General features: G+C 63.2%; 23 protein-coding genes and 2 tRNA genes. 12 read left to right on the top strand and 13 right to left on the bottom strand.

All coding sequences use genetic code 11. The features are described from left to right. The first annotated feature begins 27 nt into the window (after positions 1-27). Genes ACQY76_RS03215 through ACQY76_RS03195 form a run of 5 tightly spaced genes read left to right on the top strand, consistent with a single transcriptional unit; the run spans position 28 to position 2,600 of the window. On the top strand, positions 28-1,218 hold the full coding sequence (locus tag ACQY76_RS03215; RefSeq protein WP_428031476.1) for a glycoside hydrolase family protein: 1,191 nt from the start codon (positions 28-30) through the stop codon (positions 1,216-1,218). Between the two features lie 3 nt (positions 1,219-1,221). Beyond that, a complete protein-coding gene (locus ACQY76_RS03210; RefSeq protein ID WP_428031475.1) occupies positions 1,222-1,650 on the top strand; it encodes a hypothetical protein in 429 nt (142 codons plus the stop codon). Next, positions 1,650-2,075, top strand: a complete 426-nt coding sequence (locus ACQY76_RS03205) for a hypothetical protein (RefSeq protein ID WP_428031474.1) — start codon at positions 1,650-1,652, stop codon at positions 2,073-2,075. The genes ACQY76_RS03210 and ACQY76_RS03205 overlap by 1 nt, the downstream gene beginning before the upstream one ends. Beyond that, positions 2,053-2,397: a hypothetical protein gene (locus ACQY76_RS03200; RefSeq protein WP_428031473.1), complete on the top strand. Its 345-nt coding sequence runs from the start codon at positions 2,053-2,055 to the stop codon at positions 2,395-2,397. Before ACQY76_RS03205 ends, ACQY76_RS03200 begins: the two co-directional genes overlap by 23 nt. Beyond that, the gene (locus ACQY76_RS03195) at positions 2,394-2,600 is read left to right on the top strand and encodes a hypothetical protein (protein ID WP_428031472.1); all 207 of its coding nucleotides are present in this window, start codon (positions 2,394-2,396) and stop codon (positions 2,598-2,600) included. Before ACQY76_RS03200 ends, ACQY76_RS03195 begins: the two co-directional genes overlap by 4 nt. Here ACQY76_RS03195 and ACQY76_RS03190 read toward each other — a convergent pair. Genes ACQY76_RS03190 through ACQY76_RS03180 form a run of 3 tightly spaced genes read right to left on the bottom strand, consistent with a single transcriptional unit; the run spans position 2,552 to position 3,697 of the window. Beyond that, positions 2,552-3,160, bottom strand: a complete 609-nt coding sequence (locus tag ACQY76_RS03190; protein ID WP_428031471.1) for a hypothetical protein — start codon at positions 3,158-3,160, stop codon at positions 2,552-2,554. The two genes, ACQY76_RS03195 and ACQY76_RS03190, sit on opposite strands and share 49 nt — an antisense overlap. Beyond that, a complete protein-coding gene (locus ACQY76_RS03185) occupies positions 3,161-3,379 on the bottom strand; it encodes a hypothetical protein (protein ID WP_428031470.1) in 219 nt (72 codons plus the stop codon). A 6-nt stretch (positions 3,380-3,385) separates the two neighbouring features. Further along, a complete protein-coding gene (locus tag ACQY76_RS03180) occupies positions 3,386-3,697 on the bottom strand; it encodes a hypothetical protein (RefSeq protein ID WP_428031469.1) in 312 nt (103 codons plus the stop codon). A gap of 311 nt (positions 3,698-4,008) precedes the next feature. On the opposite strand from ACQY76_RS03180, the gene ACQY76_RS03175 reads away from it, so the two are divergent. The 3 genes from ACQY76_RS03175 to ACQY76_RS03165 all read left to right on the top strand — a co-directional run bounded on the left by ACQY76_RS03175 (position 4,009) and on the right by ACQY76_RS03165 (position 7,233). Further along, complete coding sequence (locus ACQY76_RS03175; RefSeq protein WP_428031468.1) at positions 4,009-6,444, top strand: SIR2 family NAD-dependent protein deacylase; 2,436 nt, start codon at positions 4,009-4,011, stop codon at positions 6,442-6,444. 258 nt (positions 6,445-6,702) lie between these two features. Beyond that, positions 6,703-6,921: a hypothetical protein gene (locus ACQY76_RS03170; RefSeq protein WP_428031467.1), complete on the top strand. Its 219-nt coding sequence runs from the start codon at positions 6,703-6,705 to the stop codon at positions 6,919-6,921. A gap of 3 nt (positions 6,922-6,924) precedes the next feature. Beyond that, positions 6,925-7,233 carry a hypothetical protein gene (locus ACQY76_RS03165; RefSeq protein WP_428031466.1) on the top strand — a complete coding sequence of 103 codons (309 nt, stop codon included), beginning with the start codon at positions 6,925-6,927 and terminating at the stop codon, positions 7,231-7,233. Positions 7,234-7,554: 321 nt separating this feature from the next. Here the strand turns inward: ACQY76_RS03165 and ACQY76_RS03160 are convergent. Continuing rightward, positions 7,555-7,631: transfer RNA gene (locus tag ACQY76_RS03160), tRNA-Pro, on the bottom strand. 174 nt (positions 7,632-7,805) lie between these two features. Here ACQY76_RS03160 and ACQY76_RS03155 point away from each other — a divergent pair. Beyond that, positions 7,806-7,880: transfer RNA gene (locus ACQY76_RS03155), tRNA-Gln, on the top strand. A 348-nt stretch (positions 7,881-8,228) separates the two neighbouring features. Here ACQY76_RS03155 and ACQY76_RS03150 read toward each other — a convergent pair. The 3 genes from ACQY76_RS03150 to ACQY76_RS03140 all read right to left on the bottom strand — a co-directional run bounded on the left by ACQY76_RS03150 (position 8,229) and on the right by ACQY76_RS03140 (position 10,361). Then, complete coding sequence (locus tag ACQY76_RS03150; RefSeq protein WP_428031465.1) at positions 8,229-9,332, bottom strand: AAA family ATPase; 1,104 nt, start codon at positions 9,330-9,332, stop codon at positions 8,229-8,231. Continuing rightward, on the bottom strand, positions 9,333-9,641 hold the full coding sequence (locus ACQY76_RS03145) for a hypothetical protein (RefSeq protein WP_428031464.1): 309 nt from the start codon (positions 9,639-9,641) through the stop codon (positions 9,333-9,335). A 126-nt stretch (positions 9,642-9,767) separates the two neighbouring features. Further along, positions 9,768-10,361, bottom strand: a complete 594-nt coding sequence (locus tag ACQY76_RS03140; RefSeq protein WP_428031463.1) for a recombinase family protein — start codon at positions 10,359-10,361, stop codon at positions 9,768-9,770. Between the two features lie 711 nt (positions 10,362-11,072). Here ACQY76_RS03140 and ACQY76_RS03135 point away from each other — a divergent pair. Together ACQY76_RS03135 and ACQY76_RS03130 are read left to right on the top strand one after the other, a co-directional pair. After that, a complete protein-coding gene (locus ACQY76_RS03135; RefSeq protein ID WP_428031462.1) occupies positions 11,073-14,300 on the top strand; it encodes a site-specific DNA-methyltransferase in 3,228 nt (1,075 codons plus the stop codon). Between the two features lie 4 nt (positions 14,301-14,304). Continuing rightward, complete coding sequence (locus tag ACQY76_RS03130) at positions 14,305-17,106, top strand: BPTD_3080 family restriction endonuclease (protein WP_428031461.1); 2,802 nt, start codon at positions 14,305-14,307, stop codon at positions 17,104-17,106. 125 nt (positions 17,107-17,231) lie between these two features. Here the strand turns inward: ACQY76_RS03130 and ACQY76_RS03125 are convergent, their stop codons facing one another. Further along, positions 17,232-18,677 carry a DUF6538 domain-containing protein gene (locus tag ACQY76_RS03125; protein WP_428031460.1) on the bottom strand — a complete coding sequence of 482 codons (1,446 nt, stop codon included), beginning with the start codon at positions 18,675-18,677 and terminating at the stop codon, positions 17,232-17,234. Positions 18,678-19,249: 572 nt separating this feature from the next. On the opposite strand from ACQY76_RS03125, the gene ACQY76_RS03120 reads away from it, so the two are divergent. Beyond that, positions 19,250-19,990, top strand: coding sequence for an aspartate/glutamate racemase family protein (locus ACQY76_RS03120; protein ID WP_428032919.1), 741 nt, complete (start codon positions 19,250-19,252; stop codon positions 19,988-19,990). A gap of 7 nt (positions 19,991-19,997) precedes the next feature. Here ACQY76_RS03120 and ACQY76_RS03115 read toward each other — a convergent pair whose 3' ends face one another. From ACQY76_RS03115 to ACQY76_RS03095, 5 genes are all read right to left on the bottom strand, one after another. Beyond that, positions 19,998-20,453 carry a MarR family winged helix-turn-helix transcriptional regulator gene (locus ACQY76_RS03115; RefSeq protein WP_428031459.1) on the bottom strand — a complete coding sequence of 152 codons (456 nt, stop codon included), beginning with the start codon at positions 20,451-20,453 and terminating at the stop codon, positions 19,998-20,000. Positions 20,454-20,534: 81 nt separating this feature from the next. Then, positions 20,535-21,281, bottom strand: coding sequence for an ABC transporter ATP-binding protein (locus ACQY76_RS03110; RefSeq protein ID WP_428032918.1), 747 nt, complete (start codon positions 21,279-21,281; stop codon positions 20,535-20,537). Next, the gene (locus tag ACQY76_RS03105; RefSeq protein ID WP_428031458.1) at positions 21,281-22,048 is read right to left on the bottom strand and encodes an ABC transporter ATP-binding protein; all 768 of its coding nucleotides are present in this window, start codon (positions 22,046-22,048) and stop codon (positions 21,281-21,283) included. The genes ACQY76_RS03110 and ACQY76_RS03105 overlap by 1 nt, the downstream gene beginning before the upstream one ends. Then, positions 22,045-23,931, bottom strand: a complete 1,887-nt coding sequence (locus tag ACQY76_RS03100) for an ABC transporter permease (RefSeq protein WP_428031457.1) — start codon at positions 23,929-23,931, stop codon at positions 22,045-22,047. The genes ACQY76_RS03105 and ACQY76_RS03100 overlap by 4 nt, the downstream gene beginning before the upstream one ends. A 25-nt stretch (positions 23,932-23,956) precedes the next feature. After that, positions 23,957-25,171: an ABC transporter substrate-binding protein gene (locus tag ACQY76_RS03095; RefSeq protein ID WP_428031456.1), complete on the bottom strand. Its 1,215-nt coding sequence runs from the start codon at positions 25,169-25,171 to the stop codon at positions 23,957-23,959. Positions 25,172-25,264 lie beyond the last annotated feature (93 nt).

Raw genomic sequence — 25,264 nt, 5'->3', positions numbered from 1 at the left:
TTTCGCATCCCGACATCGGAGAGAGACATGAACCGCGTCGATGACGATGTGGCGCTCGAAGTCGCGTCGCATGAGGGGCTGGTGCGCCAGACCTATAAGGACAGCAAGGGCATCCCGACGTGGTCGATCGGCGTGACGAGCGTCAGCGGCCATGACGTCGATCGCTATGTCGGCAAGCCGCAATCGCTGGAGCACTGCCTCGCCATCTTCGCCTGGCTGCTCGAAAACAAGTACGCGCCGGCGGTGCGCAAGGCATTCGGTGGCCGGGCTCTGACGCAGGCGCAGTTCGCCGCCGCGCTGTCGTTCCACTACAACACCGGCGCCATCGCCCGCGCCGGCTGGGTGAAGAAGTGGCTTGCCGGCGACACCTCCGGCGCGCGCAAGGCCTTCATGGATTGGCGCAAGCCGGCGGAGATCATCCCCCGTCGCGAGAAAGAGCGTGATCTGTTCTTCGACGGTAAATGGTCGAATGACGGCAAGATCACCGAATACACCCGCCTCACGGCCAAGATGACGCCGGACTGGAAGAGCGGCCGGCGGGTGGATGCGCGGGCGGCGCTGAAGGCGGCGCTGGCTTCTGCTGCGACTCCGCCGGCCTCGGCCGCCCCTCGGAAGCAGGGATGGGACGGGTGGGTGCCCCCTCCGCCGCCGAAGGCCGCCGCACCCGCCCCGGTGCCGGCCACCATGACCGAATACGAGATCCGCGCGCTGCAGCAGCAGCTGCACGACGCGCTCTATACCGAGGTCGGCTTTGTCGACGGGAAGATGGGCACGCGCACTCGGGCGGCGCTGTTCGCCTTCCAGGCGGACAATGGGTTGCCGGCGAGCGGCGACATGGATGCCGAGACGCGCTTCTACATCCTCGCCCATGGCGTGCCGCGCCGGAAGATCGCCGCCGAGCGCCAGGAGGCGACGGTGGAAAGCCTTACCGAGGCCGGCCGACTGCCGCCGGCCGCGCAGGCGGCGCTCAAGGGCGGCTGGTGGGCTAAGGTGCAGGCGGTGCTTGGCACCATTGCCATGGCGATCTACGGCGCGTGGCAGTCCTCCGGCGATGCGCTCTCGGCCCTCTCGCCGATCAAGGAGGATCTCCTCGCCGCCGGCCCGTGGCTGTTTTTCGCCGCGGTGATCGGCATCTCGCTCGTGCTGTGGCTGCGCTCGCGCAACGCCGTCGACCAGACGGTGCGGGCGGTTCGCCTCGGCCGCGACACGGGGGCGTGAGCCATGGGGCTGCTCTGGAAATTCGCCACCTGGCTGCTGTCCTTTGCCACCAGCGGGACGGTCGGCCGGGTGATGGACACCCTCGACAAGCGGGCGGATGCCCAAACCGAAAAGGAGCGGCTGCAGACAGAGGTGACGAAAGAGGTCATCCGCGCCGAGGTGGAGGCGCAGAAGGGCGCGCGTGATATCGCGCTGGCGGAGGCGGGTGACCGCTGGTCCGCTACGCGCATCGGCCGCTGGCTGATCGTGACGCCGTGGGGCATCCATTGGGCGCTCATCTATGCCGTGAGCATCATAAACCCCAATCTCGGGACGACCTTCGTCGTGCAGGCGGTTCCGACCGCCATAAACGATATGGCGCTGATCCTCATCCCCGCGATCATCCTCGGCGACGCCGGCGCTCTTGTCGTGCGCAAGTTCGGGGGGCGCTGATGCTGGTTCGCTTCCTCAACGCGCACGCCGATCGCTCGATGGAGTGGTTTTCGGCCTCGGCGATGCTGGTGTGGTGCCTCGTGCTGGCGCAGCCGGGCGACACGCTCACCCTCTCGCCGTCCTTCTCCGAGTTCGTCCGGTCCGGGCTCTCGGAGACCCGTCTGGCGGCCATCTTCGGCCTTGTAGGCGGCGCCCGCATCGTGGCGCTCATCATCAATGGCCGGTGGCCGCGCTCGCCGCTGTTCCGGATGAGCGGGGCCATGGCGGGCTGTGTGATCTGGGGCCAGATCGCATGGCTACAATATCTCGGGTCGACCGCCTCCGGCGCGATCTCCACCGGTGTCGGCGTCTATGCGCTGCTCGCCCTCGCAGATTCAGTCAATATCTACAGGGCGGCATTCGATGTTCGGTATCACCGTCGCTGACGCTGTGCTCGTCGGCACTCTTCTGATTTCCCTTCTGGCGGCGTGGCGTGGCGGCAGGGATGGCAGCGCGGCGGCGAAAGCCAAGCCGCGGCCTCCCACCGAATACGCGATCATGGGCGCCACCATGGTCGACACCGACACATTTCGGGACGTAGCTGTCGCCCTGCGCGAGGTGGTGGGCGCGATGCGCGAGCACCTCGCCTATGAGCGGACTAACGACAGCGAGCGTATGACTGAATTGCTGGCCGAGATCGCGCGTAAGCTCGACCCGCCCGCCCCGCCGCCTCGGCGCCGACACCCGCGAAACAGGGGCGGGGCATGACGAACGGTCCCCAGCCCCGCCGCTCGGCCTGGCACGCGCAGACCGGGCGGTTGATGCTTTGCGGCCCCGGATGGCATGGGATAGGCACGCTGGAGGAGTGGGAGCAAAGGCGCCGGGAGATCGATGCGGCGATCCAGCGCGTGCGGCTGGACGCCTACGAGGGCAAGTGGCCGGAGCCGGCGGCGCTGGTCTCTGAGTTCTGATCGGTAACGCGAGCACGCAGCACATACCGCAGCCGGCCAATAGCCCCGACCGATAGGCCGAGATTTTCCGCGATCAGGGCACGCGGGCGATCTGCGAGGATAAGCTCCTGGACGTCAGGCGCCCGCCACCAGCCGGCCGGGCGCGACGTGGGCCCGAACAGGGCGTGGCGAGCATTGATGATGGCGCCAGCGGAAGCCCCATGGCGCCGGCCAAATTCCTCGACGGTGAGGTCTGCCAGATCATCGGCGCGCGCGGCCCACCATGCTGCCCGATCATCCCGCCAGTCGAGGCCGAGGAGCCGCCGCAAGCGTTTTACCGCCGTGTTGCCGATCGGCAGGCCGTGCGCGCCCGGCCGATCACTGACGGCTTGCAGATGCGCCGCGAGGTCTGGTGTGACAATCACGCGCGGGCCTCCCGTTCCGGCCTTCCCGCGGGGCAGGCCGTGCGGCCAGCCTATCGCGACGGAAAACCCATGGGCCGTTGCCCGGCGCTCGCGCACGTCCCATTTATCGCCCCACAGGTCGATGGTGGCGCCGACGATTTGAGCGACCCGGGCCAATCAGCCGACTTCCTTCAGGCGCTCCGCGAGCGCGTCGAGCGCCATTGCACGCTCCAGCGCCATCCTGTGCAAATCCGTATAGATGCCCTGCGGCACGGACCCGGGTTCCGCCGCCCAACGGCGCATGGTCCGATCCGACACGCCGAGAGCATTTGCAAGATCGGTTTGCCAGCGAGGCCCGTACAGAGCCTCGCCGCATTCCTGGAGCAGGCTGTCCATTCGTCCTCACCACACATCAATGCCGGTTTCGACGTCGAAATAATCGGCACCAAAGTGCGCCATTGCGAGGAAATCGTCGATATTGCCGGCGTTCAGCAAGCCAACGAAATCGTTCTGCGAAGCGGTCTGCTCCTCATATCCCGGCTCAACTCCATCCAGCTTGGCCGCCTCAAGGGTGTGATGCCCGTCGAGGACAACGCGGAAGGTCTCGCCGTCAATCTCGAACGCAGGGGAAACCTTGACAATATAGGTCGTGGCGCCACGCTTGAATTCGACGATCGCGTCATCGAGGAAACGCTGGCTGCTGATGGTCTTCATGGCGGGTCTCCTACCCGGTATCGGCGGGGCCATCCCCATCCGCACATGTCCAAAATGTAGGACATGATATCCCCTTGGTGCAAGCAGAATTGTGCTGCAATCGCTTAGTCGCTGGAGTTAAGCGGCAGAACCAGGCCCGGCCGTGAGTGCTTCGACGTCCGGTATGGAACGGGAGCGGACTATCCGGCTTTTTGGGGGGCAGCCGGCCGCCGTCGACGCAATTCGGGATACCGCTGGATATTTGGACGATTGTTACGCCCCGGCCTTGCGTAACCTAGTGCAAAGCCTCCAAATTGCAGCCGGAGGTACATATGACGACAACAATCGAACAGCTTGTCAGTGAACTTGTGCCGAGGCGAACCGTTCTGCTGCTGGGCTCGGGCTCCTCTATCCCGTCGGGAGCGCCTAGCGCCGACAAACTGGTGTCTCATTTTTCGACAGAGTTTCAGCTTCCAGCGGAAGGCTACCGGCTGAGCGAGATTGCCTCCCTTGCCGAAGCTAAGACTAACAGGCATCGGCTGATCGCCGAGTTGCGTAAGCTATTCAAAGACCTGAAGCCAGGCGGCGGCTTGCAGCATCTACCGCTTTACGAATGGAAGAGCATTTTCACGACCAACTACGACCATCTGGTTGAAGATGCGTACACCGCGCACCGGAAAACATGTCGACCTTTTTCTTCAAATTTCGACTTCGGTATTCCAGATGAGACGTTCGATTGTGAGCTCTTCAAGCTCCACGGGACCATCGAAAAGGATGAATGCGACGGCCACCGGTCGCGCATCATCCTAACTGAAGCCGATTTCGACGTAAGCGAGGAGTTTCGAGAGCAGCTATTTGATCGCATGAAGGGCGATCTCGCTGGGGCTGACCTCCTTATCGTGGGCCATTCCCTAGCCGATCCCGACCTTGATTCCATCGTCAAACGGGCGTTGAAGCTAAACTTACAAGCGCTTTCCCCGGCTTCAATGCGACTTCTACTGTATACCCCGGACGATAACCGGGCAACGCTATTCGAAAGAAGAGGCCTAAGGGTCACCTTTGGTGGCATCGATGAGCTCTTCCTGGCGCTCGCCAAGAAAAAGTTATCTATCCAAGCTCCTAGAGAAGTCGTAACATCCGACTACTTTAGTAAGCACGCGGCTCTTGTGACAGCTACGCTTGAGGTGGCGAACAGTACTGACGCCAACAACGCGTCAGTGGCTTCGATGTTCGCCGGGTGGCCGGCAACCTATTGTGACATTGACGCCGGCCTCACCTTTGAGCGCAGTCAGGCGAACAATATTTCCCAGTTCTTTGATGGGTCAAGCACTCTGTGTGCAATCGTTCTTGGTGCAGCGGGCGTCGGAAAATCCACCGCCGCCCGACAGGCCATTCAGAAAATGAGACGCGCCAGCATTCGATGCTGGGAGCATCTACCCGACTCTCCACTCAGTGTTGATAGCTGGGTCCGAGTCGCCAGCCATCTCAAGGCAGAGGGATTAGTCGGTGCGTTATTCATAGATGACGCACACATGCATCTTTTCGAAGTTAACGATTTAGTTGACCGGTTGGTCGCAGACGATAATGCCCATCTGAAGCTTGTTATAGCTTCCACAAAGAACCATTGGTATCCCCGGATCAAAACTCCCAACCTGTCTCGCTTTGGCAAGGAGTTTTTGCTATCGCGCCTCTCTGGGGAAGAGATTGACCGCCTTCTCAATCTTATCGATCGCAACGTAGATGTGCGAACTCTGGTCGAGCAGACTTTCAGCGGCTTTAGCCGCGGTGAACGGCGCCGGCGTCTGGTTGACCGGTGTGAAGCAGACATGTTCGTTTGCCTCAAGAATATTTTCGCGTCCGAGGCGTTCGACGACATAATTCTGCGTGAATATGCGACTTTGAGTGGAGAAGATCAGAATATTTATAAGCATGTCGCCGCAATGGAAACGGCTGGCGTTCGCGTACACCGGCAGTTAGTGATTAGGCTCCTCGGACTCCCATCTGATCAAGTCAGGACGGCGCTGGGGCGCCTTGATGAAATTGTCGACGAATACACGGTTGACGAGCGATATGGCATCTACGGTTGGCGCTGCCGCCATCCCGTGATTTCGGCTATCATAACGAAATACAAGTTCAGCGATATGGAGCTGACTATCGATCTTTTCGAAAGGATCATTGACGGCATCTCGCCAGCTTACACCATCGAGATCAGGACCTTGCGCGAGTTGTGCAGCCTGCAGGGCGGCCTCGTCCGGATTAAAGACAAACAGATCCAGAACCGGCTACTGCGTAAGATGATATCCAACGCGCCAGGTGAGCGGGTTCCTCGGCATCGCCTCATTCGTAATCTGATCGACGAGAAGGCTTTCGAAAAGGCGGAGACAGAGATCCGTATTTTCAATAAAGATTTTGGCGCCGAAGGCCCAGTGCACAGGTACAAGGTGCGCTTGCTCACAGCCAGAGCTGTGCATACACGTGGCATTATGGATGAAGATCGGATTGTCATCCTGGAGCAAGCGCAAGACCTCGCAATCGTCGGCGCCGATAGGTTTCCTTACAATAGGAACATTCTCACCGAGTACGCGGAGGTTGGCATTGAGTACTACCGGCTAACCGGGAAATACGCGATCTTCGACGAGGCAATTGAGCGTCTAAAGGCGGCGGAAGAGCGCCTTTCTGATCCTGAGATCACCTCGATCATCTCCAGGTATGAGCGCCGAATCGCCGGTCAAGCTATCGACAGAGAGGAAACCGTCGAAGATGCCTGATCGCGTTCCGGTGCCTCCGAGCAAGCGGCTCATAGCATCCCCTTTCAGGCGTAGCTCGCGACTGTCTGAATGCCCGGAATTGGGGCGCAATGTGGGCCTAGTTGCAAGGGCGGTGCGCTATCAGCCTTAGCTAGGATACGCAGCTTTGCGGGTGGAACAGCGTTAATGCGCTCCCCTTAATCAATAGGAAGATCGAACCCGCTTGTTCTCTGTTCGTTCTCGTGGAATCAATGCCGCGGTCGAGTGATGGAGGATGCCATGGAGATCGCCGCGAAGACCCTTCCGGCCGTTGAGTTCGCCGTCAGCGATGCCGAGGTGGATCGGGCCGTCGCCGCCTGTGAGGGCGATCTGCGCGCGACCGTGCGGGCGCTGCTGGTCGGCCAAGTCTATATGCAAGCCGCCATGCAGAAGAAAGTGTCGGCCGGGTATGTCCGCCGGCTGCCGTTCGCCAGGCTGGACGCCGTGCAGGGCAAGTGACCAATGGTCGGCTGCCTTGTCGACTATCCCTATGTCGTGGTGCGGTTCTCCTGCGCCTATTGCCGCAGGCGAGGGCGGATGCGGCTTGCCCGCCTCGCGGAAAAGTACGGCGCCGATATCTCGATCCAGGATCTGCTCAACAACGTGGCGTGGAGCTGTCCGCTACCTCGGCCGGGCTGCGAGCATCGCAAGCCGCAGAAGTACGCGGCCAGGTGCGGGATCTATCTTCCTGATTTGCAGAGAGGATCGCGGCCGCCGCCGGACCTTCCGCCGGTGGGCTTGCGCTTGGTGAAGCCAGACGCAGCGGAATGATCCGTCAACGAACAAGACGGAGATGACTAGCCGGCGGCTCGATCGCGGACGCTGGGCAGTCCTCGCACCAAATATCGAAATCCCAATCGGCAGTCGGCCTGTCCACCCGCTCGAATCCCAGCGGCACGCGCACTTGTGTGAAAGCTGAGGAGCTCGGTGCTGCGACCGTGGCAGTTCCGCTGGCGCCGCATTGTGGGCAACGAAGCTGTATGCGGGTCTCGCCGCCCATGGAATTGCCTTTTCATGGGCCATTTCATGGGCCGGGTATCTTGGGCCCTGGTGTGCCCATATCCTAAGACATTGAAATGTCTCAGGATCGCGTGGTCGGAGTGGCAGGATTTGAACCTGCGACCCCCTCGTCCCGAACGAGGTGCGCTACCAGGCTGCGCTACACTCCGCCGCGGCGCGAGCAACTAGCATGCGGATGCGCAGGCCTGCAAGGGGGCCTTGTCCACTTGTCGGCGGATCAGTGGATAAGCCGTGGGCCACGGGCGTGCGACAAGGTTGAAAGCGGCGGCAAGCTGTGGCTATGTCCGCGCCCACGGAACGCGCCCGAACGGGCCGCGACCCGTTGGGGCGTCGCCAAGCGGTAAGGCAGGGGATTTTGATTCCCCCATGCGGAGGTTCGAATCCTCCCGCCCCAGCCACCGCCTATAACTTGTTGTTTTTCAATGACTTATGTGGGTTGGTGCGGCTGGTTCTAGTACAGAATTCTAGTACAGCATCGCGCATGAGACTGATGGCTGCAGTCATCCCGCTGTCGGGGTGCCACGTGGGCTTGCCCTTCATCGTCGGGCTGCGACTGATTTGCCAGCGTTTGCGAAAAAACAGGGGCGTGGATCGACGCGCACAGCTCTCATCGAGCCACACGGTCGTCCACACCCCGGTTTCTGGTTTCGTTTCCCCTAAGAGAGGAAACAGGGAAACTCGACCGACCGATCTCCATTCCCCTACTGCAGGGAGCTACGCTCTCCCGGAAGTGTCCTTATGGGGGGTCAGTAGTCGGCCTCATCGTTCTGGCCGTCCATCTCCTCGGTGCCGTCTTCGGCATCCCCCGGGTGATCCCGCAGTTGCCGAGCGTCATCAAAGCACCCGCTGATTTCCTTGTCGGTGATCTGCTTGGCGAGCTTTGCAGCAGCCAGCTGCTTGCTGACCGTGCCCTTCGACAGCCCAAGGTGCTGCGCGATGTCCTGCTGACTGACAAACTTCCTCGACCGCACACAGATGACGACCGCACTGTCGCCCTCCTGGACGATCTCGTCGTCGATCTGCCACCCTGTTTCCGTCAGCGACCACTGCCGAGGCAGAAGCGCCTCTGACCGCTTCTGGCGGAACTTGCCGAACACAGGGACGAAGCTGGCGGCGTCCATGCGGGGCAGCTTGGGCTTCCTGAGTTCCAGTACACTCTCGAAGGTGACCTCGATCGAGGCGCTGCCTCTGAGGGCGTTGCCGTCCTTACGGGCGTGATGGATCAGGATCGTCGTGAGGTTCCTCTGCTTGGTCGATAGCAGGAAGCTCTGGATTTTCTTGAACGACGTGGCTGCATTCTCGTCCTCCAGCCCCTCACTGAGCGTCGTGAAGTTGTCGAGGATGACGACGTCGGCTTCGAGCTTGTCCGCCGCCCGCAGGATCGCCGCACGACCCTCTTCCGACGTCAGATCGAAGAAGACCGTGTCGGCTTGCTGGCCTTGCCTGTTGACGAAGACGAGGTTGTCCGCGAGAAGCGCCGCGTCACCCAAGGTCACAGCACCGGTGTCTCGGAGGGTGACAAGGCGATCCTTCACGTCCTCCTCGTGCATCTCACCGTCGATGTAGAGGACACGGCAAGCCCGCCCAGACTTCCAGGGACCAACGCTTCCGCCGGTCGCCATGGCCATCGCGAGGCTGAGACTGAGCATCGTCTTCCCGACACCAGACGCGGCCCAGATGAGGGCTGTCTCGCCCCGGCGAAGCCAAGGGTCGACGATAAAGGGGCGGTGCGAGAACTGCTTCCGTAAAAGTTCGCCTGCCGAAAGGGCTTCAAGTCCTCCCGCGATATGGATTGTACTTATCGCGTCAGCGGTCGCTGCTGTACAACGGCCGGGAGATACCTTGATCACTCAGCGGCCCCACCTTTCTGGAGTCATGCCAGTCGCTCTGAGGGCGTAATTGATCGCTGCGGCCTTCGCATATGCCGACGAATGTCCGCCACGTTCCATATCCTTCAGCGCCCGATCATAGAACCGAAGCGCCTTTCTTGCCTGAGATGTGCCGCAACGCTTCCAGAAATCCACAAGACCTTCCGAGGTGAGGGCAATCTTGGCAACACCATTGTCCATGACAACGTCGAACTGATCGGCCGTAAAGCCCGCCGCCGTGAGTTCGGCGCGCGCAGACCGTGCCGGGGAGAGAGTGGTCACATTATCCATTTTTTACCTGCCATTGGTTGCTGACATGACGCCTTGGCGAATTTGCCTGGGCAGATACGTCCAAGAAATGCAGACCGGCAGTTCCCTCTCAGATGCGTCCAGGAAATATCTAGTACTTTCAGAGATCTAACCGGCATCCAGGGTCTGGATCGCCCTGTAGACGCTGCCACGGCCGATCCCCAGCGCCTTGGCGATCTCGGTGGGTGTCTTGCCCTCGGCATACAGACGCCGCGCCTCGTCCGCCTTGAGGCGGGCGGTGGGCTTGCGGCCCGTGTAGCGGCCTTCAGCTTTGGCCTTGGCGATCCCCTCCCGCTGGCGTTCCAGCATCATCTCCCGCTCGAACTGGGCGAACCCGGAGAAGATGTTGAGGATGAGCTTGCCGGTGGAGCTGCGTGTGTCCACGGGTTCGCCCCCGAGGTTGAGCACCCTGAGAGCAACCTTCTTTGCGTCTAGCTCCTTCACCAGCTCCCACAGGTTGACCGTGGAGCGTGCCAGTCGGTCGATCTTGGTGACGACAAGGGTGTCGCCCTCCCGAACGTAGTCGAGGGCCTGTGCCAGCACAGGGCGCACGCCGACCGAGGAGGCTTGCTCAACGAACACCCTGCCGCAGCCAGCTGCTTCAAGGTCGCGCCGCTGGGCGTCCAGACCAGCCTCCTGTTCTGCGGTGGAGGTTCGGCCATAGCCAACGAGCTGGCCAGCGGGGTGAGTGGTCGTGCTCATGTCGTCGCCCTGAGTGTCCAAAAGGTCAAGGCATGAGAGTCGCGCGCGTCCAGAATGTCAATACCCACCCCAATGGACGCCTCTGAGCACCAAAGCGGACACGTCCACATGGGCAGGGTCATCTGGACGCGACGCGGGCGATGCAGGGCCGAAACCCGACGAGGCAGGCGAGAGCTGAGACGGCGAAACCAAGAGGTCGCTGGGTTCTCAGTCGACGCTGCGAGATGCGCCCTCTACACCACCCCTGCCGCATTCATGGACGGGCTTGCCCCGCTGAGCATTCGGCAGGGGGTCACGGGGGACGCGCGCGACTTCGCGGTGGGGCATATGTGTCTGTAAATGCGCGGCCATTTTCTGATCCCGCTGTTTACCAAACGGCTTGCTGTGGTGGCTTGCAGGTCTGTCATTCCTCTCAGGCTGGTTGAGGATGCCTTCGGTTTTGGAGGGACTACCATCTCGAAACGTCCATTGATGGTCTCATGGGCAGGAGTGAGGTGCTCCGCTGATGACTGGAGAAGCGGGCAGGTGCTGGATGGATGCCCTCACAGCGTTGAATTTGGAGGCGGCATGCGGGGGCAGACGCAAACGCTTCCTGTGGTAATCCTGCTCGCGGATCACCAGCCAGAATTCAGTTTCGGGCGTGCCAACGCAATGCACGCGCGATAGGGTCGCAGAAAACAACCTCTTTCTGCCAAAAGTGGAACGCCACCCATGTCCGACAGCCTTGCCGATCTGATCCTGTCCCTGACGCCCGAGGACGGCTCGACCATCGGCAATGGGGCCATGCTTGCCCTTCTTCGCGAGCATGTGCCGGGGCTGGCGGACGAGGCCTACGTGGCGGCACGCGATGCGCTGGTGAACGAGGGCGTCCTGGGCCGAGGCAGGGCGCGCGGGGGGGCGATCTATCGGATCGGCGCAGACGAGGCCGACGAAGAGGAGGACGGCGACGAGGAGGACGGCGATTTCACGCTGACCGCCCCCGAAGAAGTAGACCGGCAGCAGCGAACGGTGCGCAAGGTAAAGTCCGCGCCACGCCGGTCGGGTGAGCCGGCGCAGGTTCTTTCCTACCGCCACGGCGAGACCCGGGTGAACAACCCAGAGGTGGGGATGGTCCACGCCGGGACGGACCCCGATGGCGCACGCACTCGCTGGGCCTATGACCCGCATCTGGACCCGGTGCTCAACTTCGACAGCGCCCGCGCAGGGCTGGAAAAGCTGATCGATGACGCGCTGGCGAGCGATAATCCGGAGATGATGAAGGATGCGTTGGTGGAGCTCAAGCGGCTGCAGGCGCCCTATCTCAACTGGACGGGCAAGGCGGAGCGGACGTCGTTTGAGGTCGACACCGTCTCGCTCCATGTCCATGAACGGGTAGACCCAGCGACGATCCTGGCTAACGCGGCAAAGCGGCTGAGGGGGAAGGATGCGGCGGCACAGTGGCAGCAGCCAGACCTGTTCGCGGCCCCGTTCGAAAACCTGCCGCTGCGCCAGGCGCTGGATTTCTACCACCACGAAAAGGGCTGGTCGAACCGGTTGGTTGCGGGCGACAGCCTGCTGGTCATGAACTCGCTGCTGACCAAGGAAAGCATGGGCGGCAAGGTGCAGATGATCTACATCGACCCACCCTATGGCATCAAATACGGGTCGAACTTCCAGCCCTTCACGAACAAGCGCGACGTAAAGGACCGCTCGGACGACGACCTCACCCAGGAACCCGAGATGATCAAGGCCTTCCGGGACACCTGGGACCTCGGCATCCACTCCTACCTCACCTATCTGCGTGACCGGTTGATGCTGGCGAGGGAGCTGCTAACCGATAGCGGGTCGGTGTTCGTGCAGATTTCGGATGAGAACCTGCACCATGTGCGGGAAATGATGGATGAGATATTCGGAGCTGAGCACTTCGTCTCGAACATCGCCTTCGCAAAAACCTCCGGCCAGACAAGCGAACTAGTATCTAACGTCGCTGATTACATTGTCTGGTATGCTAAAGCTAAAGCCAATATTAAATTTCGGATGCTTTACTCTGAAAAGGTGGTCGGGGGGGCTGGAGGTGGCGCCTATTCAAAGCTGCGGCTTCTCAACGGAGATGCTCGAAGACTTACGAAGCAAGAGAAATTTGGATCCGTCGAAATTCCGGAAGGATCTAAAGTTTATCGAATCAGCGACTTCACCAGCCAGAAACCTCCGGGATTTTTTCCTGTTCCATTTCGTGGGAAGGACCACATACCAAGCAAGGGATACTGGAAAACGCATTTAGAAGGATTTCGTCGACTTTCACGGTCATCTCGTATCGAAGCATCGTCAGCGCTCATTTACTACGTCCGATTTCATGAAGATTTCCCCGTTTTCCCAATCAGCAACTATTGGGGTGACACGGGGGTGGCAGGTTTCACTTCTGATAAACGATATGTAGTTGAAACTTCAGAAAAAGTTATCGAACGCTGCCTCCTGATGACCACCGATCCCAGCGATCTGGTGCTCGATCCTACCTGCGGCTCCGGCACCACCGCCTTCGTCGCCGAAAAATGGGGGCGCCGCTGGATCACCTGCGACACTTCGCGCGTCGCGATCACGTTGGCCAAGCAGCGGCTGATGACCGCCAGTTTTGACTATTACGCCCTGCGCTATCCCCACGAGGGCCTAAAGGGCGGTTTCGACTACGAGACCGTGCCGCACATCACGCTGAAAAGCATCGCCAACAATCCCGATGTGGACACGATCTACGACGATGAGCACCAGAGGATCGCGGCGGCGCTGACAGACCTGAACGCCGCGCTGGCCGTAAATCCGCCAAAGCCGCTCAAGTCTGCCCAAGGCGTGCGGAAGGGAAAGCTCGTGGACTTCGCCAAGGGCGAAGCGCTGCACGAATGGGAGGTACCTTTCGGCTGGCCCGAGGGCTGGCCCACCGCCGCCCGTGCGCCATTTGACACCTTCCACAACGCGCGGCAGACGATGCAGCGTCGCATGGACCAGTCCATCGCCGATCATGCCGAGCAGGAAACGCTCTACGACAAGCCCCGCATCGACAAGTCCAAGCTGCGCATCACCGGCCCCTTCTCGGTCGAGGCGGTGCCGGCGCCGACCGTCCTGTCGCTGGATGACAGCTTGCCGCCCGCCGAGGCCGATGACAGCATAGCCCGCACAGGGGAGACCTCGCGTCAGTCGCTCTGGCGCGACGAACTGTTGAAGACCGGTGTCCGTGCCAAGGGCGGGGCAATCCTGCGCTTTGCCGAATTCGAGACCTTGCCCGGCCTGCGCCATCTTCACGCCAGCGGCTCACTCGCCGACACGGGCGAGCGCGTCGTCGTCAGCTTCGGCCCCGAACATGCCGCCCTCGAGCAGCGGCAGGTCGAACTGGCGCTGTCGGAGGCTGAAACCCTGCGCCCGGCGCCCAAGTTCATCCTGTTCTGCGCCTTCACCTTTGATCCCGAAGCCGCCAAGGACATTGACGAGGTCAACTGGCCCGGCGTGACCCTGCTGAAAGCCCAGATGAACACAGACCTTCTGACGGAGGACCTGAAGAAGGCCCGATCGTCAAACCAGTCCTTCTGGCTGATGGGGCAGCCCGATGTGGAGCTGCGCAGGCGCAAGGATGGGATGTGGGAGGTCGAGGTCAACGGCTTCGACTATTTCGATCCTCGGGCGGGAGATCTGATGTCGGGCGGCAAGAAGCAGATCGCAATGTGGTCGCTCGACACCGATTACGATCGTCGGTCCCTTATGCCGCATCAGGTGTTCTTTCCCATGGCAGATGACAAGGGTGGCTGGAACCGGCTGAAAGCCACGGTGCGGGCGGAACTGGACGAGGACCTGCTGGAGCAGTTCCACGGAACCGTCTCGCTACCCTTTGCGGCCGGTGACAACCGGCGCATCGCGGTGAAGATCGTCGATGATCGCGGGATCGAGTCCCTGAAAATCATGCCGCTCGAGGGCTGAACCCATGTCCCTCATTATCAACACGCCATTCGTCTGCCCGGCTCAGCATTGGGTCGAGGGCAAAGGCGGCAAGCTTCAGATCAAGCCCGAGCGTCGTCCGGCGAGCTACGAAGTCTTCGACGCCCGCAACAACACCAAGCGGACCGAGGTGCTGGAACTCGTCAACACCATCCGCGCCCGGGTCGATGCCTGGCGCGAGGCTGGATGGCCCGGCGTGACCATCGTCACCCGCAAGCTGCTGGAACACTGGCACGATACGGATGCCCGTCAGCATCCGTTTTACTTCTGCCAGCTCGAGGCGATTGAAACGCTGATCTGGTGGACCGAGGGGGCGGAGGCTTTCAAGCAGGGCATCGCCATTCCCTGGGACGGCGGGGCATGGGAGCGGCTCTGCAACAAGATGGCCACCGGCACCGGCAAAACGACGGTGATGGCGATGATCATCACATGGCAGGTCCTGAACGCGTTGACCTATCCGAAGCGGAACAAGAGTTTCAGTCGCGCCGTGTTCATCGTGGCGCCCGGCTTGACGGTGAAGGAACGCCTCCAGGTGCTCATGCCCCGCGAGGGAAGCTATTACGACGAATTCAACCTCTGCCCATCCGAGGCGCTGCGCCAGAAGCTGAACCAGGCCGACGTTCTGATCGAGAACTGGCACACCCTGATGCCGCTGAAGGAGCAAGAGCGTTCCGTCGTCAAGAAGGGCCGTGAATCGGACGAAGCCTTCACTCGACGGGTGCTGGGCAAGCTGGCCGCTCACCGGGACATCATCGTCATAAACGACGAGGCTCATCACGCCTATCGCCAGCCACCTGAGGTAAAGATCAGCCGAAAGATAGCAGCTGAGCAAGGGATCGATCTCGACGAGGCAACTCGTTGGATCGAAGGGCTGGACCGAATCCATAAGACACGCCGTATTCAGCGCTGTTTCGACCTTTCGGCGACGCCGTTTGCGCCGACCGGCAAGAAGAGCACCGATACCGCGCTCTTCGATTGGATCATCTCCGACTTCGGCCTGAACGACGCGATTGAGGCGGGACTTGTAAAGACGCCGCGTGTGGTGGTGCGGGACGACGCCCTGCCAGACGCAAGAACGCTGCGGTCGAAGCTGTACCACATCTACCGCGACCCTTCCGTGTCCGAGGACCTGAACAGAGCGAAGGCCGAGCCCCACGAGGCGCTGCCCAAGCTGGTGCAGGATGCCTACACGCTTCTGGGCGCCGACTGGCGGGAGACGCAAAGGAAGTGGCGGGAAGCCGGGCATCATTCGCCTCCGGTCATGCTGACCGTCTGCAACCGCACCGAGACGGCGGCGCGGGTCGAGCACTACTTCAATAAGGGTGACGCGCATTGGCCGGAGATGCACGCCCCCGACAGGACTTTGCGTGTCGACTCCAAGGTACTGGAGAAGGCGGAAATCGGTGAAGCCGCCACCTCTGACAAGGGCTACGAGAGCAGGCTGAAGTCCATCATCGAGGCCGCAGACCTGCCGGAGACCAGAAAGCAGCGGCTTCAGGGAATGAAAAAGGAAGAGCTGCTGCGTGAGATCGTCGACAACGTCGGCAAGCGCGGCGCGGCTGGCCAGGACCTGCAGAATGTCATCTCGGTCGCCATGCTTTCGGAAGGCTGGGACGCGAAGAACGTTACCCATATCATGGGCTTGCGTGCCTTCACCTCGCAGCTCTTGTGCGAGCAAGTGGTCGGACGCGGCCTCCGTCGCGTCTCCTACGACAAGGACGATAATGGGCTGTTCATACCGGAATATGTGAACGTGTTCGGCGTTCCCCTTTCCATCTCGGAGACCGGTGAAGGTGGTGACGCGCCCCCGCCTCCAAGGCCGACCACCCAGATCGAGGTTATTCAGGATCGGTCGCACCTCGAAATCAAGTGGCCCAACGTGCTGCGCGTCGAAACGGTGGTTCGGCCGAAGCTGGCCATGGCTTGGGACCATGTGCCCCCTCTGGTTCTTGATCCTGCCTCAACGCCAATTAGTGCCGAGCTGGCGCCAGCCCTGGGCGGGGCAACTGACATGGAGAAGGTCACCTCGATTGATCTCGAGCGCCTTCCCGATGGCTTCCGCCTGCAAAGGATCGTCTTTCAAGCTGCTCGAAAGGGTTTCGCGGAATTCAGGCACGGATTTTCTGGAACAGAGGAGTACCTTGCTGCACAGTTAGTGTGCATCGTCGAGCAGTTTCTTAATTCCAAGCTTCTCAACATTCCGTCACTGTTCCACTCGGACCCCCTGCGTCGACGGATTCTGATCGCATTAAACATCGACCTCGTTGTCCAGCATGTTATGCGTCATGTGAGCGAACAGAATACCGAGCGGCTCACTCCCGTCTTCGATGAAGAAAGCCCAATCGGCTCCACGGGCCAAATGCGAACGTGGTATACAACCAAGCCCTGCTTTCCTGCGATCAAGTCCCACATCAGTCACCTTGTCGGAGACTCATCCTGGGAGGGGCACGCGGCGAATGTGTTCGAGGCGCGGAGCGACGTCGACGCCTATGCAAAGAACGATCATCTTGGCTTCCAGGTCCAATATCTATGGGCCGGATCACGCCGCCGGTATCTGCCTGATTTCTTGGTAAAACTGTCGAGCGGCAAGACGCTCGCGCTTGAGATCAAGGGAACCGATAGCCCCCAGAACAAAGCCAAGCGCGCTGCAATGGACGAGTGGGTCAGAGCAATCAACGGCACTGGAGGATTCGGTCAGTGGGCTTGGGATGTCGCCTTTAAGCCGAGTGACGTACAGGACATCATTACCAAGCACACGCAACATGCCGCTGAGGAATCAGCCCAGTGATCCATCTCTACTGGAGTCAACGTCGTCCCTGAGCTTTATGATGAGAATGGATCTTCGCAGTGGTTGCGATCGTTGCTCGGCTGCAGCGCTCGGGTTGCTCGCGGCCTGTGAGCTTCAGCAACTTGTCACACCGGCAGCTTCAGCAACTCCATCAGCTCCCGCTTCTGCCCAATCGTCAGGCCGTTGGGAGAGTACACCCGGTAGGTGAGGCCCTTCTTGCCGTGCCCCACAAGCTGGGCTACTTCCGTCTCCGGGATGCGGCGGCGCTCGAAGGTTTCGACCACATTCTTCCGGAAGCCGTGGAAGGTGGATCGCCCCTCTATTTTCTTGGTGCTGCGGCCGAAGTCGCGGCCGATGTACCAGCTGCGTTTTCTGTCCGGGCCCCCGGCGTTGAGGTGGGGGAACAGGAAGCCGGACGGCGAACACAGCTCCAGGAAGGCCTGCAGGCTGCTGTGGATCGGCACAACGCGGACGCTGCTTTCTGTCTTGCCAGCAGGGATGTTGAAGTACCGGACGCCATCGGCTTCCTGGATATCTGCGGCCTCCAGGGAGCATATCTCGTTGAGGCGCATGCCGGACAGCAGCGCGATCCGAGGCAGCCAGTGGAGTGGGCTGGGCTCTCCGGGGATGCCTGGGGAGCTTTCCAGGGCAAGAACGGCCTTCAAGGCTTCCTCGCTCCAGGGGGCATTGGCGTCCTTGGGCGTCTTCACCTTCAGCGACTGCCCATCGAAGGGGTTCTCGCCAAGTGCGTCGTCCCGGTTCCTTGCCCACTCCCACAGCCCATAGAGGGCGGAGCTGTAGCGATTCACGGTCCTGTTGGAGACTTTCGACCCTCCTGCGGTGCCGTAGGTGGCGAGGAGCTGGTCCAGGGTCCGGCTTTTGGTCTGAGGAGAACGGCCCCAATTCGGCGACAGTCGCTTCACCTTGTCGAAGAAGGTCGTGACCGTCTTCCTGTTCACCGTCACCAGCGGGGCGTCTTCGATGTGATCGCGGAAGAGACGGTAGACGACCTCCATCTGCGAGACCGTTTGCAGCGTCAGGCTGCTTGATCTGTCACGTTGGCGGTCGCTGATGAAGTCCGCCGCCACCTGGGAGAAGGGGGTGCCGTACTCCTTGGGCACGTCCTGGCGACCCTCGCGCGCGCGCCGGATAGCCTCAAACGCGGCGACCACCTCGGGGGCGAGGTCGTCCTCGTCTGCCTCTGACAGATCGTCCACGTGCAGGCGGTGCATCTCGGGGGCTGCGTACTCATCCCACAGGAGGTCCAGCTGGACGTCCAGTTCGGCGTCTTCCCGGAAGCGGCCCTTGAGCCACGTGATGCGCTGCTGGACCTCGAGGAAGACATTGCGCGGTGCCTCGTTGCCCCGGATGACGCCCTGGTGCAGGTCGAAGGTCCGCTTCCAGGCTGCGGCCTTCTCAAGCGCGAGATGCTCAGCGAGCTTTCGGTCCGACGTGCGGAGGCTCTCCTGGATCACGGCCTTGCCGATGATCGACTGGACCGACGTGGGCACTGCGAGCTGGAACCACCAGACCGCGCCCCGCTGCTTGAGCCACCTTCCACGCCTTGCCATTCTGACCGCTCCTCAGTGGAGCTGATCTAGTACACATTTCTAGTACAGGCGAGACTTGGCAGGCCATGAAGATGTTGATATCTGGTCTTTTGAGTGTGCTCGTGCTTGGGCTCCTCCCGCCCCAGCCATTTTTGTTATCCTCCCTTCACTTGGGAAAGGACGCCTCCTCTATGGGGAGCGGCATTGTCCCGGAGAGTCTCGTCCGCGTCCCGCGCGGGGGCTGGCGGGTCTGATACTTGCGGGGAAAGCCTGTTCCCCGAGTGAGGGTCGGTTGCCCCGGAGGGCGGGCGACATCTGTGTGCCCCTGCGTTGCTGTCGGTGCGGCAGCTTTGGTCGCTCGGGGCGGATGGGGAAACGAGAATTCACCCGTCGGATACACCTTCTGGACTCCTCGCGGCGGCGCCAAGACGGGTGTGTTCATGCGAGGCGCGTTGGCGCTCGCGCGGCGCCGCCGGCAGATGGGGGGTGCCGCCTGCCCTCAGGAAAGCGGGTTTTCCGCAGCGGCGCATCATTCAGTTCACGTGGAATATGTTCTAGAAGCGGGATCCCACCCTCGAATGCGGGGCTGCTCCGTGCGCATCCACGTCGTCAATCCCAACACCACCCGTTCCATGACCGAGAAGATCGCGGCGGCGGCGAGGGCCGTGGCGGCGTCGGGCACCGAGATCGTCGAGGCGACGTCGACAATGGGACCGGCCTCTATCGAGGGCCATTATGACGACGCGCTGGCCCTGCCCGGTCTGCTTGCCGCCATCGGGCAGGCTGAGGCGTCCGGCGTCGATGCCCACATCATCGCCTGCTTCGACGATACCGGGCTGGACGCCGCCCGCAGCCTTGCCCGCGCGCCGGTGGTGGGCATTGGCGAGGCCGGCTTTCATTTCGCCAGCCTCATCGCGCATCGCTTCACCGTGGTCACGACGCTGTCGCGTTCCATTCCGGTGATCGAGGCCAACCTCATGCGCTCGGGTCTCGACCGGCGCTGCGCGCGGGTGCGGGCGTCGGAAGTCGCGGTGCTGGAACTGGAGGACCCCGCCTCCGACGCGCGGGCGCGTATTTCCGCCGAGATCGGCCGTGCCGTGCGCGATGACCGGGCCGAAGCCGTGGTTCTCGGCTGTGCGGGAATGGCGGATCTCGCCCGGGCACTGGGCGAGGAGCACGGCGTGCCGGTGGTGGATGGTGTGGCCAGCGCCGTGGCGCTGGCGGAGGGGCTGGTGCGGGTTGGTCTCATGACCTCGAAGGCGGGCGCCTATGCGCCGCCGCGCGCCAAGGCCTATGCCGGGCGGCTGGCCGATTTCGCCCCGCGCGACAGCTGACGCCGTCTCAGCCGAGCTTGCGCAGCAGCCGTATCACCTGCTCGCGCTCGGTCGGCGTGAGCGGATCGAGCATCGCCTGCGCAATCTCCTTCGCCACCGTGATCGCGGCATCGGTGACCGCGCGGCCCCGTTCGGAGAGATCGACGGCGAGGCGGCGACGGTCGAGCGCGTCGGCGGCGGTAACGATGAGGCCGCGTGCCTGCAGCCGATTGACCACGCCCTTGATGGTCGCCGCATCGAGATAGACCTGTCGGCCCAGCCGGTTCTGCGAGCAGGGGCCGATTTCGCGGAGCTTGGCGAGCGTGGCGAACTGCGGCGGCGTCAACCCCTCGATCATGCGGGCGGCGAAGAGGGCGGTGTTGCGCTGGCTGGCGATACGCAGGAGGAAACCGACCTGCCCTTCGATCCGCCAGGCACTTTCGCGCCCGGCATTTTCCGGCAGATGGCGATCGCCCGTAGTCATGGCCGTTAGCCTCTCATGATACCGCCGTCCATGAGAACACAGTGGCGCCGGCTCGCAAGTGCCCGATCCGGATATTCGCGGTCAGGGCGTCGATTGCGCGGGTGAATCGAGGCTGCCGCCTGGGCCAGCCGTGGCGCGCTCCGCCAGAGCGGCCATCGGGCCCTGCCAGCGCACCTCGCCCTGCTCGATCAGGTAGGCGCTGTCGCAGATAGCGGCGCACAGATGCGCGTTCTGCTCGGACACCAGCAGGGAAAGGCCGCTTGCCTTGAGCCTTGATAGGGCGAGCGTCATGTGCGCGACGACGATCGGCGCCACGCCTTCGGACGGCTCGTCCAGCAGCAGCAGAGAGGGATTGCCGACGAGGGCGCGCGCGACCGCCAGCATCTGCTGCTCGCCGCCGGACATCTGGCCGCCGGGGCGATGGCGCAGATCAGCCAGTTGCGGGAAGAGATCGAACACGGCGTCCAGCGTCCACTCGGCGATGGCCCTGCCGGGCGGGGGTCGGCGACGCCCGAGATCGAGGTTTTCCAGCACGGTCAGCTCGGCGAAGATGCGCCGGTCCTCCGGCACATAACCCACCCCGAGGCGGGCGATGGCGTGGGTCGGCAGCGCCCCGAGGTCGACCCCGCTTAGGGCCAGCTTGCCCGCCCGGCGCCGAATCAGGCCCATGATCGCCTTCATCGTGGTCGACTTGCCGGCGCCATTGCGGCCGACGAGCGCGACAGCCTGCCCGGCCCCGACCTTCAGCGACAGGCCGAACAGGATCTGCGCCTCGCCATACCACGCGTCGAGGCCGTCCATCTCCAGCATGGGCGCGGTCGCGGTCATCATGCGCGGCTCCCGGCGGCGGGGATGGCGCCCAGATAGACCTCGCGCACCGCGGGGTCGTCGCGCACCGCCTCGACACTGCCATCGGCGATGAGCCGGCCGCGAGCAAGCACCACCACCCGGTCGGCATGGCCGAACACCACGTCCATCGAATGCTCGGTGAACAGCACGGCAAGGCCGCGGGCACGGGTAAGCTGGCGCACAAGGACGATCATGTCCTGCCGCTCGGCGGCCGACATGCCGGCGGTCGGTTCGTCCATCAGCAGCAGGATAGGATCGCCGGCGAGTGCCATGGAGAGTTCCAGCCGCTTGACGTCGCCATAGGCGAGGGTGGCGGCGGGCCGCCCCGCCTGCGCGGCCATGCCCGTCTGTTCCAGCAGGGCGAGCGCCTCCTCGCTGGCGACGTCGCGGGCCGACGTACAAAGGCCGAAGACCCGCCCGCGCGCGGCGATGAGGGCCATCTGCACGTTTTCCAGCGCCGTCATCGAGCCGAAAACGGTGGCGACCTGGAAGGTGCGCCCGACGCCCAGCCGGGCGATGCGGCGCGGGGGGAGGCCGGTGATGTCGCGGCCGATGAGGCGCACATGGCCCGAATCCGGCCGGATCTGGCCATTGACGATGTTGAAGCAGGTCGATTTGCCGGCGCCGTTCGGGCCGATGAGCGCCAGCAATTCGCCGCGCGCGATCTGGAAGCTCACGCCGTCGAGCGCGTGCACGCCGCCATAGTGTTTGGTGAGTGCAGTGACGCCGAGCACGGGCGGGTTCATGCGGCGCGCCTCACCTGCCGCAGGCCGCCGGCGATGCCGGCGGGAAACAGCATCACGACGATGAGGATGAGGAGGCCGAGCAAGGCGCGCCAATAAGTGCTTTCGCGCATCACCATGTCCTGCAGCAAGGTGAGGCCGCCGGCGCCGATGAGTGGCCCCATCAGGCTATGCACGCCGCCCAGCAGAACCATCACCAGCCCGTCGATAGAGCGCCCCACGGAGATCGCTTCCGGCGAGATCGAGCCCTTGGCAAAGGCGAACAGCCCGCCGGCCGCGCCGCAGAGCGTGCCGGCGATGGCGAAGGCAAGCCACCGCACTTTCTCCACCGCGATACCGGAGGCTTCCGCCCGCATGCGCGAGTCCCGCCCGGCCCGCAAGGCGAGGCCGAAGGGCGAGAACGCCAGACGTCGGATGAGGAATATCCCCGCCAGGGTGATGGCCAGCGCCGCGAGGTAGAGCCCGTTTGCGGTGTCGAACGGCGCGTCCGGCCAGACGCCGAACAGCCCGTTGGAGCCGCCCGTCACCTCCTCCCACTGGTGGACGATCGACCAGACGATCTGCGCGAAGGCGAGGGTCAGCATGGCGAAATACACCCCCTCCAGCCGCACGCAGAACCAGCCGAACAGCAGCGCGCCGGCCGCCGCCGTCGCCATGCCGGCGGCGAAGGCGAGCGGCGTCGGCAGGCCCAGCACGGTGGCCGCATAGGCGGTGCCATAGGCGCCGAGGCCGAAATAGGCGGCGTGGCCGAAGGAGGCGAGCCCGCCGGGGCCCATCAACAGATGCAGGGAAGCCGCGAACAGCGCGGCGATCACCATGTCGAGCGCCAGCACCGGAGCATAGCTGGCAAAGGTGCCGAACAGGGGCACGCCGGCGAAAATCACGAGCACCGCCAGCACGATAAAGCGGCCCTGCCGACCTAGCGGGACCAGCGGCACGGCGATTTCCCCGTGCCGCGCGACCAGTGGCTGCGGCCGCCCGAACAGCCCGTGCGGGCGCAAGACCAGCACGACGGCCATGACCAGGAATTCCGCCACCAGCGTCAGCCGCGACATGTTGAAGGCGTGGCCGGCAACCTCAACCATGCCGAGCGCGGTGCACAGCGCCTTCACCTCCGCCACCAGCAGGGCGGCGAGGTAGGCGCCGTGGATCGAGCCCATGCCGCCGACCACCACCACCACGAAGGCATCGCCCAGCACGGAGAGGTCGAGCGCCAGATTGGCCGGCTCGCGCGCCATCTGCAGCGCCCCGCCGAGGCCGGCAATGCCGGTGCCGAGCGCGAAGACGGCGGTGAACAGCCACGCCTCGTTGATGCCCAGCGCCGCCACCATCTCGCGGTCCTGCGTCGCGGCCCGCACCAGCCGGCCGAAGCGGGTGCGCAGGAGGATGGTGTGGAGGACGATGAGGATGATGGGGCCGATGAGAGCGAGGAAAATGTCGTATTGCGGCAGGCGGCGGCCGAGGAACTCGATCGAGCCGGACAGCCCCGGCGCGCGCGGCCCGAGAATGTCCTCCGGCCCCCAGAGATAGAGCGCGGCATCGTTGATGATGAGCAGCAAAGCGAAGGTGGCGAGCAATTGGTAGAGCTCGGGTGCGGCATAGATGCGCCGCAGCAGCACGATCTCGACCAGCGCGCCCAGCGCCGCCGTCACCAGCGCCGCGCCGAGAATGCCGCCCCAGAAGCCCAGCGGCCCGCCGATGGCCTCGCCCAGCCTTGGCGCGAGGGTGACCGCGAGGTAGAGCCCCAGCATGTAGAAGGAGCCATGCGCCATGTTCACGATGCGGGTGACGCCGAAGATGATCGACAGCCCCGCCGCGACGAGGAACAGGCCGGAGGCCGAGGCGAGGCCGTTGACCGCCTGAAACAGCAGCGATTCGAACGACATCGCGTCTTCCCGCCTCGCGCCGCGCTCAGTCCGCCGCCGGGCGCAGCCTCACTACGTCCGCATCAGAGGGCAGCACGCTGGCGCCATCGACATAGATGGGATCGACCATCACCCCGCGCCCGTCCTTCACCGCCAGCGTGCCGACAAAGGCGCCCATCGTCGCCTGGTGGTCGCTGGCGCGGTAGACGAACGGGCCGAAGGGGCCGTCCACCTCCAGCCCGGCAAAGGCCTCCACCAGCTTTTCCGTATCGGTGCTGCCGGCCTTGGCGATACCGGCGGCGAGGGACTTGATGGTGGCGTAGCCGACGATGGAGCCGAGGCGCGGATAATCGCCATAGGCGGCGCGGTAGGCGTCGAGGAATGTCTGGTGCGCGGGAATGGTGATGGAATACCAGGGATAGCCGGTGACCACCCAGCCGGACGGGGCCTCGTCCTTCAGCGGATCAAGATATTCCGGCTCGCCCGACAACAGGCTGACCACGAAGGTGCCCTCAAGCGCCCGCCGGGTATTGGCCTCGCGCACGAAGCGGGCGAGGTCGGCGGCGAACAGCACGTTGAACACCGCGTCGGGCTTGGCATCGGCAATGGCCTGCGCCACCGGGCCGGCGTCGATCTTGCCGAGCGGGGTGGCCTGCTCGGCAACGAACTCGACATCCGGCTGCGCCGCCTTGAGCAGGGTCTTGAAGGTGGCGGCGGCGGACTGGCCATATTCGTAATTGGGATAGACGATAGCCCAGCGCTTGCGGTTCGCCTTCACCGCCGCCGGCATCAGCATCGCCACCTGCATGTAGGTGGAAGGGCGCAGGCGATAGGTGTAGCGGTTGCCGTCGGACCAGGTCAGCTTGTCGGTCAGCGGCTCGGCGGCGAGGAAGAACACCTTGCGCCGCTTGGCGAGTTCGGACACCGCCAGCCCGACATGGGAGAGGAAGGTGCCGGTGAGCACGTCCACCTTGTCGCGGGTCAGCAGCTCGGTGGCGACGCGTACCGCGTCACCGGGATTGCCGCCGTCGTCGCGCGAGACGAGTTCCAGCGGCCGCCCGATGACGCCGCCGGCATCGTTGATCTCCTTCAGCGCCAGCTCCATTCCCTTGCGGTAGGGATCGAGGAAGGCGGCCTGCGCCTTGTAGCTGTTGAGCTCGCCGATGCGGATCGGGTCGGCGGCGTGCGCCGGCAGCACGAGCGCGGCGGCGAGGGCGGCGGCGGTGAACAGGGCCGCGCGCAGGCGCTTGTGGGGGCGCATCGCAGAACTCCGAATGGATCGACGAAGGGGGCGTCGAGGGGGGCGTTTCGCGGCCTAACCTATCGCCTTGCGGCGCGGGGTCCAGCCCCGCGC

The sequence above is a fragment of the Ancylobacter sp. genome (genome assembly GCF_965279025.1).
GTDB lineage: Bacteria > Pseudomonadota > Alphaproteobacteria > Rhizobiales > Xanthobacteraceae > Ancylobacter.
Note: the sequence above shows the minus strand (reverse complement) of the source record. Positions and strands in the feature narration are given on the sequence as shown.

Bases quoted from the DNA above. Each gene is read 5' to 3' on its own strand.
- ACQY76_RS03215 (WP_428031476.1), top strand. From the start codon at position 28: ATGAACCGCGTCGATGACGATGTGGCGCTCGAAGTCGCGTCGCATGAG.
- ACQY76_RS03210 (WP_428031475.1), top strand. From the start codon at position 1,222: ATGGGGCTGCTCTGGAAATTCGCCACCTGGCTGCTGTCCTTTGCCACC.
- ACQY76_RS03205 (WP_428031474.1), top strand. From the start codon at position 1,650: ATGCTGGTTCGCTTCCTCAACGCGCACGCCGATCGCTCGATGGAGTGG.
- ACQY76_RS03200 (WP_428031473.1), top strand. From the start codon at position 2,053: ATGTTCGGTATCACCGTCGCTGACGCTGTGCTCGTCGGCACTCTTCTG.
- ACQY76_RS03195 (WP_428031472.1), top strand. From the start codon at position 2,394: ATGACGAACGGTCCCCAGCCCCGCCGCTCGGCCTGGCACGCGCAGACC.
- ACQY76_RS03185 (WP_428031470.1), bottom strand. From the start codon at position 3,379: ATGGACAGCCTGCTCCAGGAATGCGGCGAGGCTCTGTACGGGCCTCGC.
- ACQY76_RS03180 (WP_428031469.1), bottom strand. From the start codon at position 3,697: ATGAAGACCATCAGCAGCCAGCGTTTCCTCGATGACGCGATCGTCGAA.
- ACQY76_RS03175 (WP_428031468.1), top strand. From the start codon at position 4,009: ATGACGACAACAATCGAACAGCTTGTCAGTGAACTTGTGCCGAGGCGA.
- ACQY76_RS03170 (WP_428031467.1), top strand. From the start codon at position 6,703: ATGGAGATCGCCGCGAAGACCCTTCCGGCCGTTGAGTTCGCCGTCAGC.
- ACQY76_RS03165 (WP_428031466.1), top strand. From the start codon at position 6,925: ATGGTCGGCTGCCTTGTCGACTATCCCTATGTCGTGGTGCGGTTCTCC.
- ACQY76_RS03145 (WP_428031464.1), bottom strand. From the start codon at position 9,641: ATGGATAATGTGACCACTCTCTCCCCGGCACGGTCTGCGCGCGCCGAA.
- ACQY76_RS03140 (WP_428031463.1), bottom strand. From the start codon at position 10,361: ATGAGCACGACCACTCACCCCGCTGGCCAGCTCGTTGGCTATGGCCGA.
- ACQY76_RS03135 (WP_428031462.1), top strand. From the start codon at position 11,073: ATGTCCGACAGCCTTGCCGATCTGATCCTGTCCCTGACGCCCGAGGAC.
- ACQY76_RS03130 (WP_428031461.1), top strand. From the start codon at position 14,305: ATGTCCCTCATTATCAACACGCCATTCGTCTGCCCGGCTCAGCATTGG.
- ACQY76_RS03125 (WP_428031460.1), bottom strand. From the start codon at position 18,677: ATGGCAAGGCGTGGAAGGTGGCTCAAGCAGCGGGGCGCGGTCTGGTGG.
- ACQY76_RS03115 (WP_428031459.1), bottom strand. From the start codon at position 20,453: ATGACTACGGGCGATCGCCATCTGCCGGAAAATGCCGGGCGCGAAAGT.
- ACQY76_RS03110 (WP_428032918.1), bottom strand. From the start codon at position 21,281: ATGACCGCGACCGCGCCCATGCTGGAGATGGACGGCCTCGACGCGTGG.
- ACQY76_RS03105 (WP_428031458.1), bottom strand. From the start codon at position 22,048: ATGAACCCGCCCGTGCTCGGCGTCACTGCACTCACCAAACACTATGGC.
- ACQY76_RS03100 (WP_428031457.1), bottom strand. From the start codon at position 23,931: ATGTCGTTCGAATCGCTGCTGTTTCAGGCGGTCAACGGCCTCGCCTCG.
- ACQY76_RS03095 (WP_428031456.1), bottom strand. From the start codon at position 25,171: ATGCGCCCCCACAAGCGCCTGCGCGCGGCCCTGTTCACCGCCGCCGCC.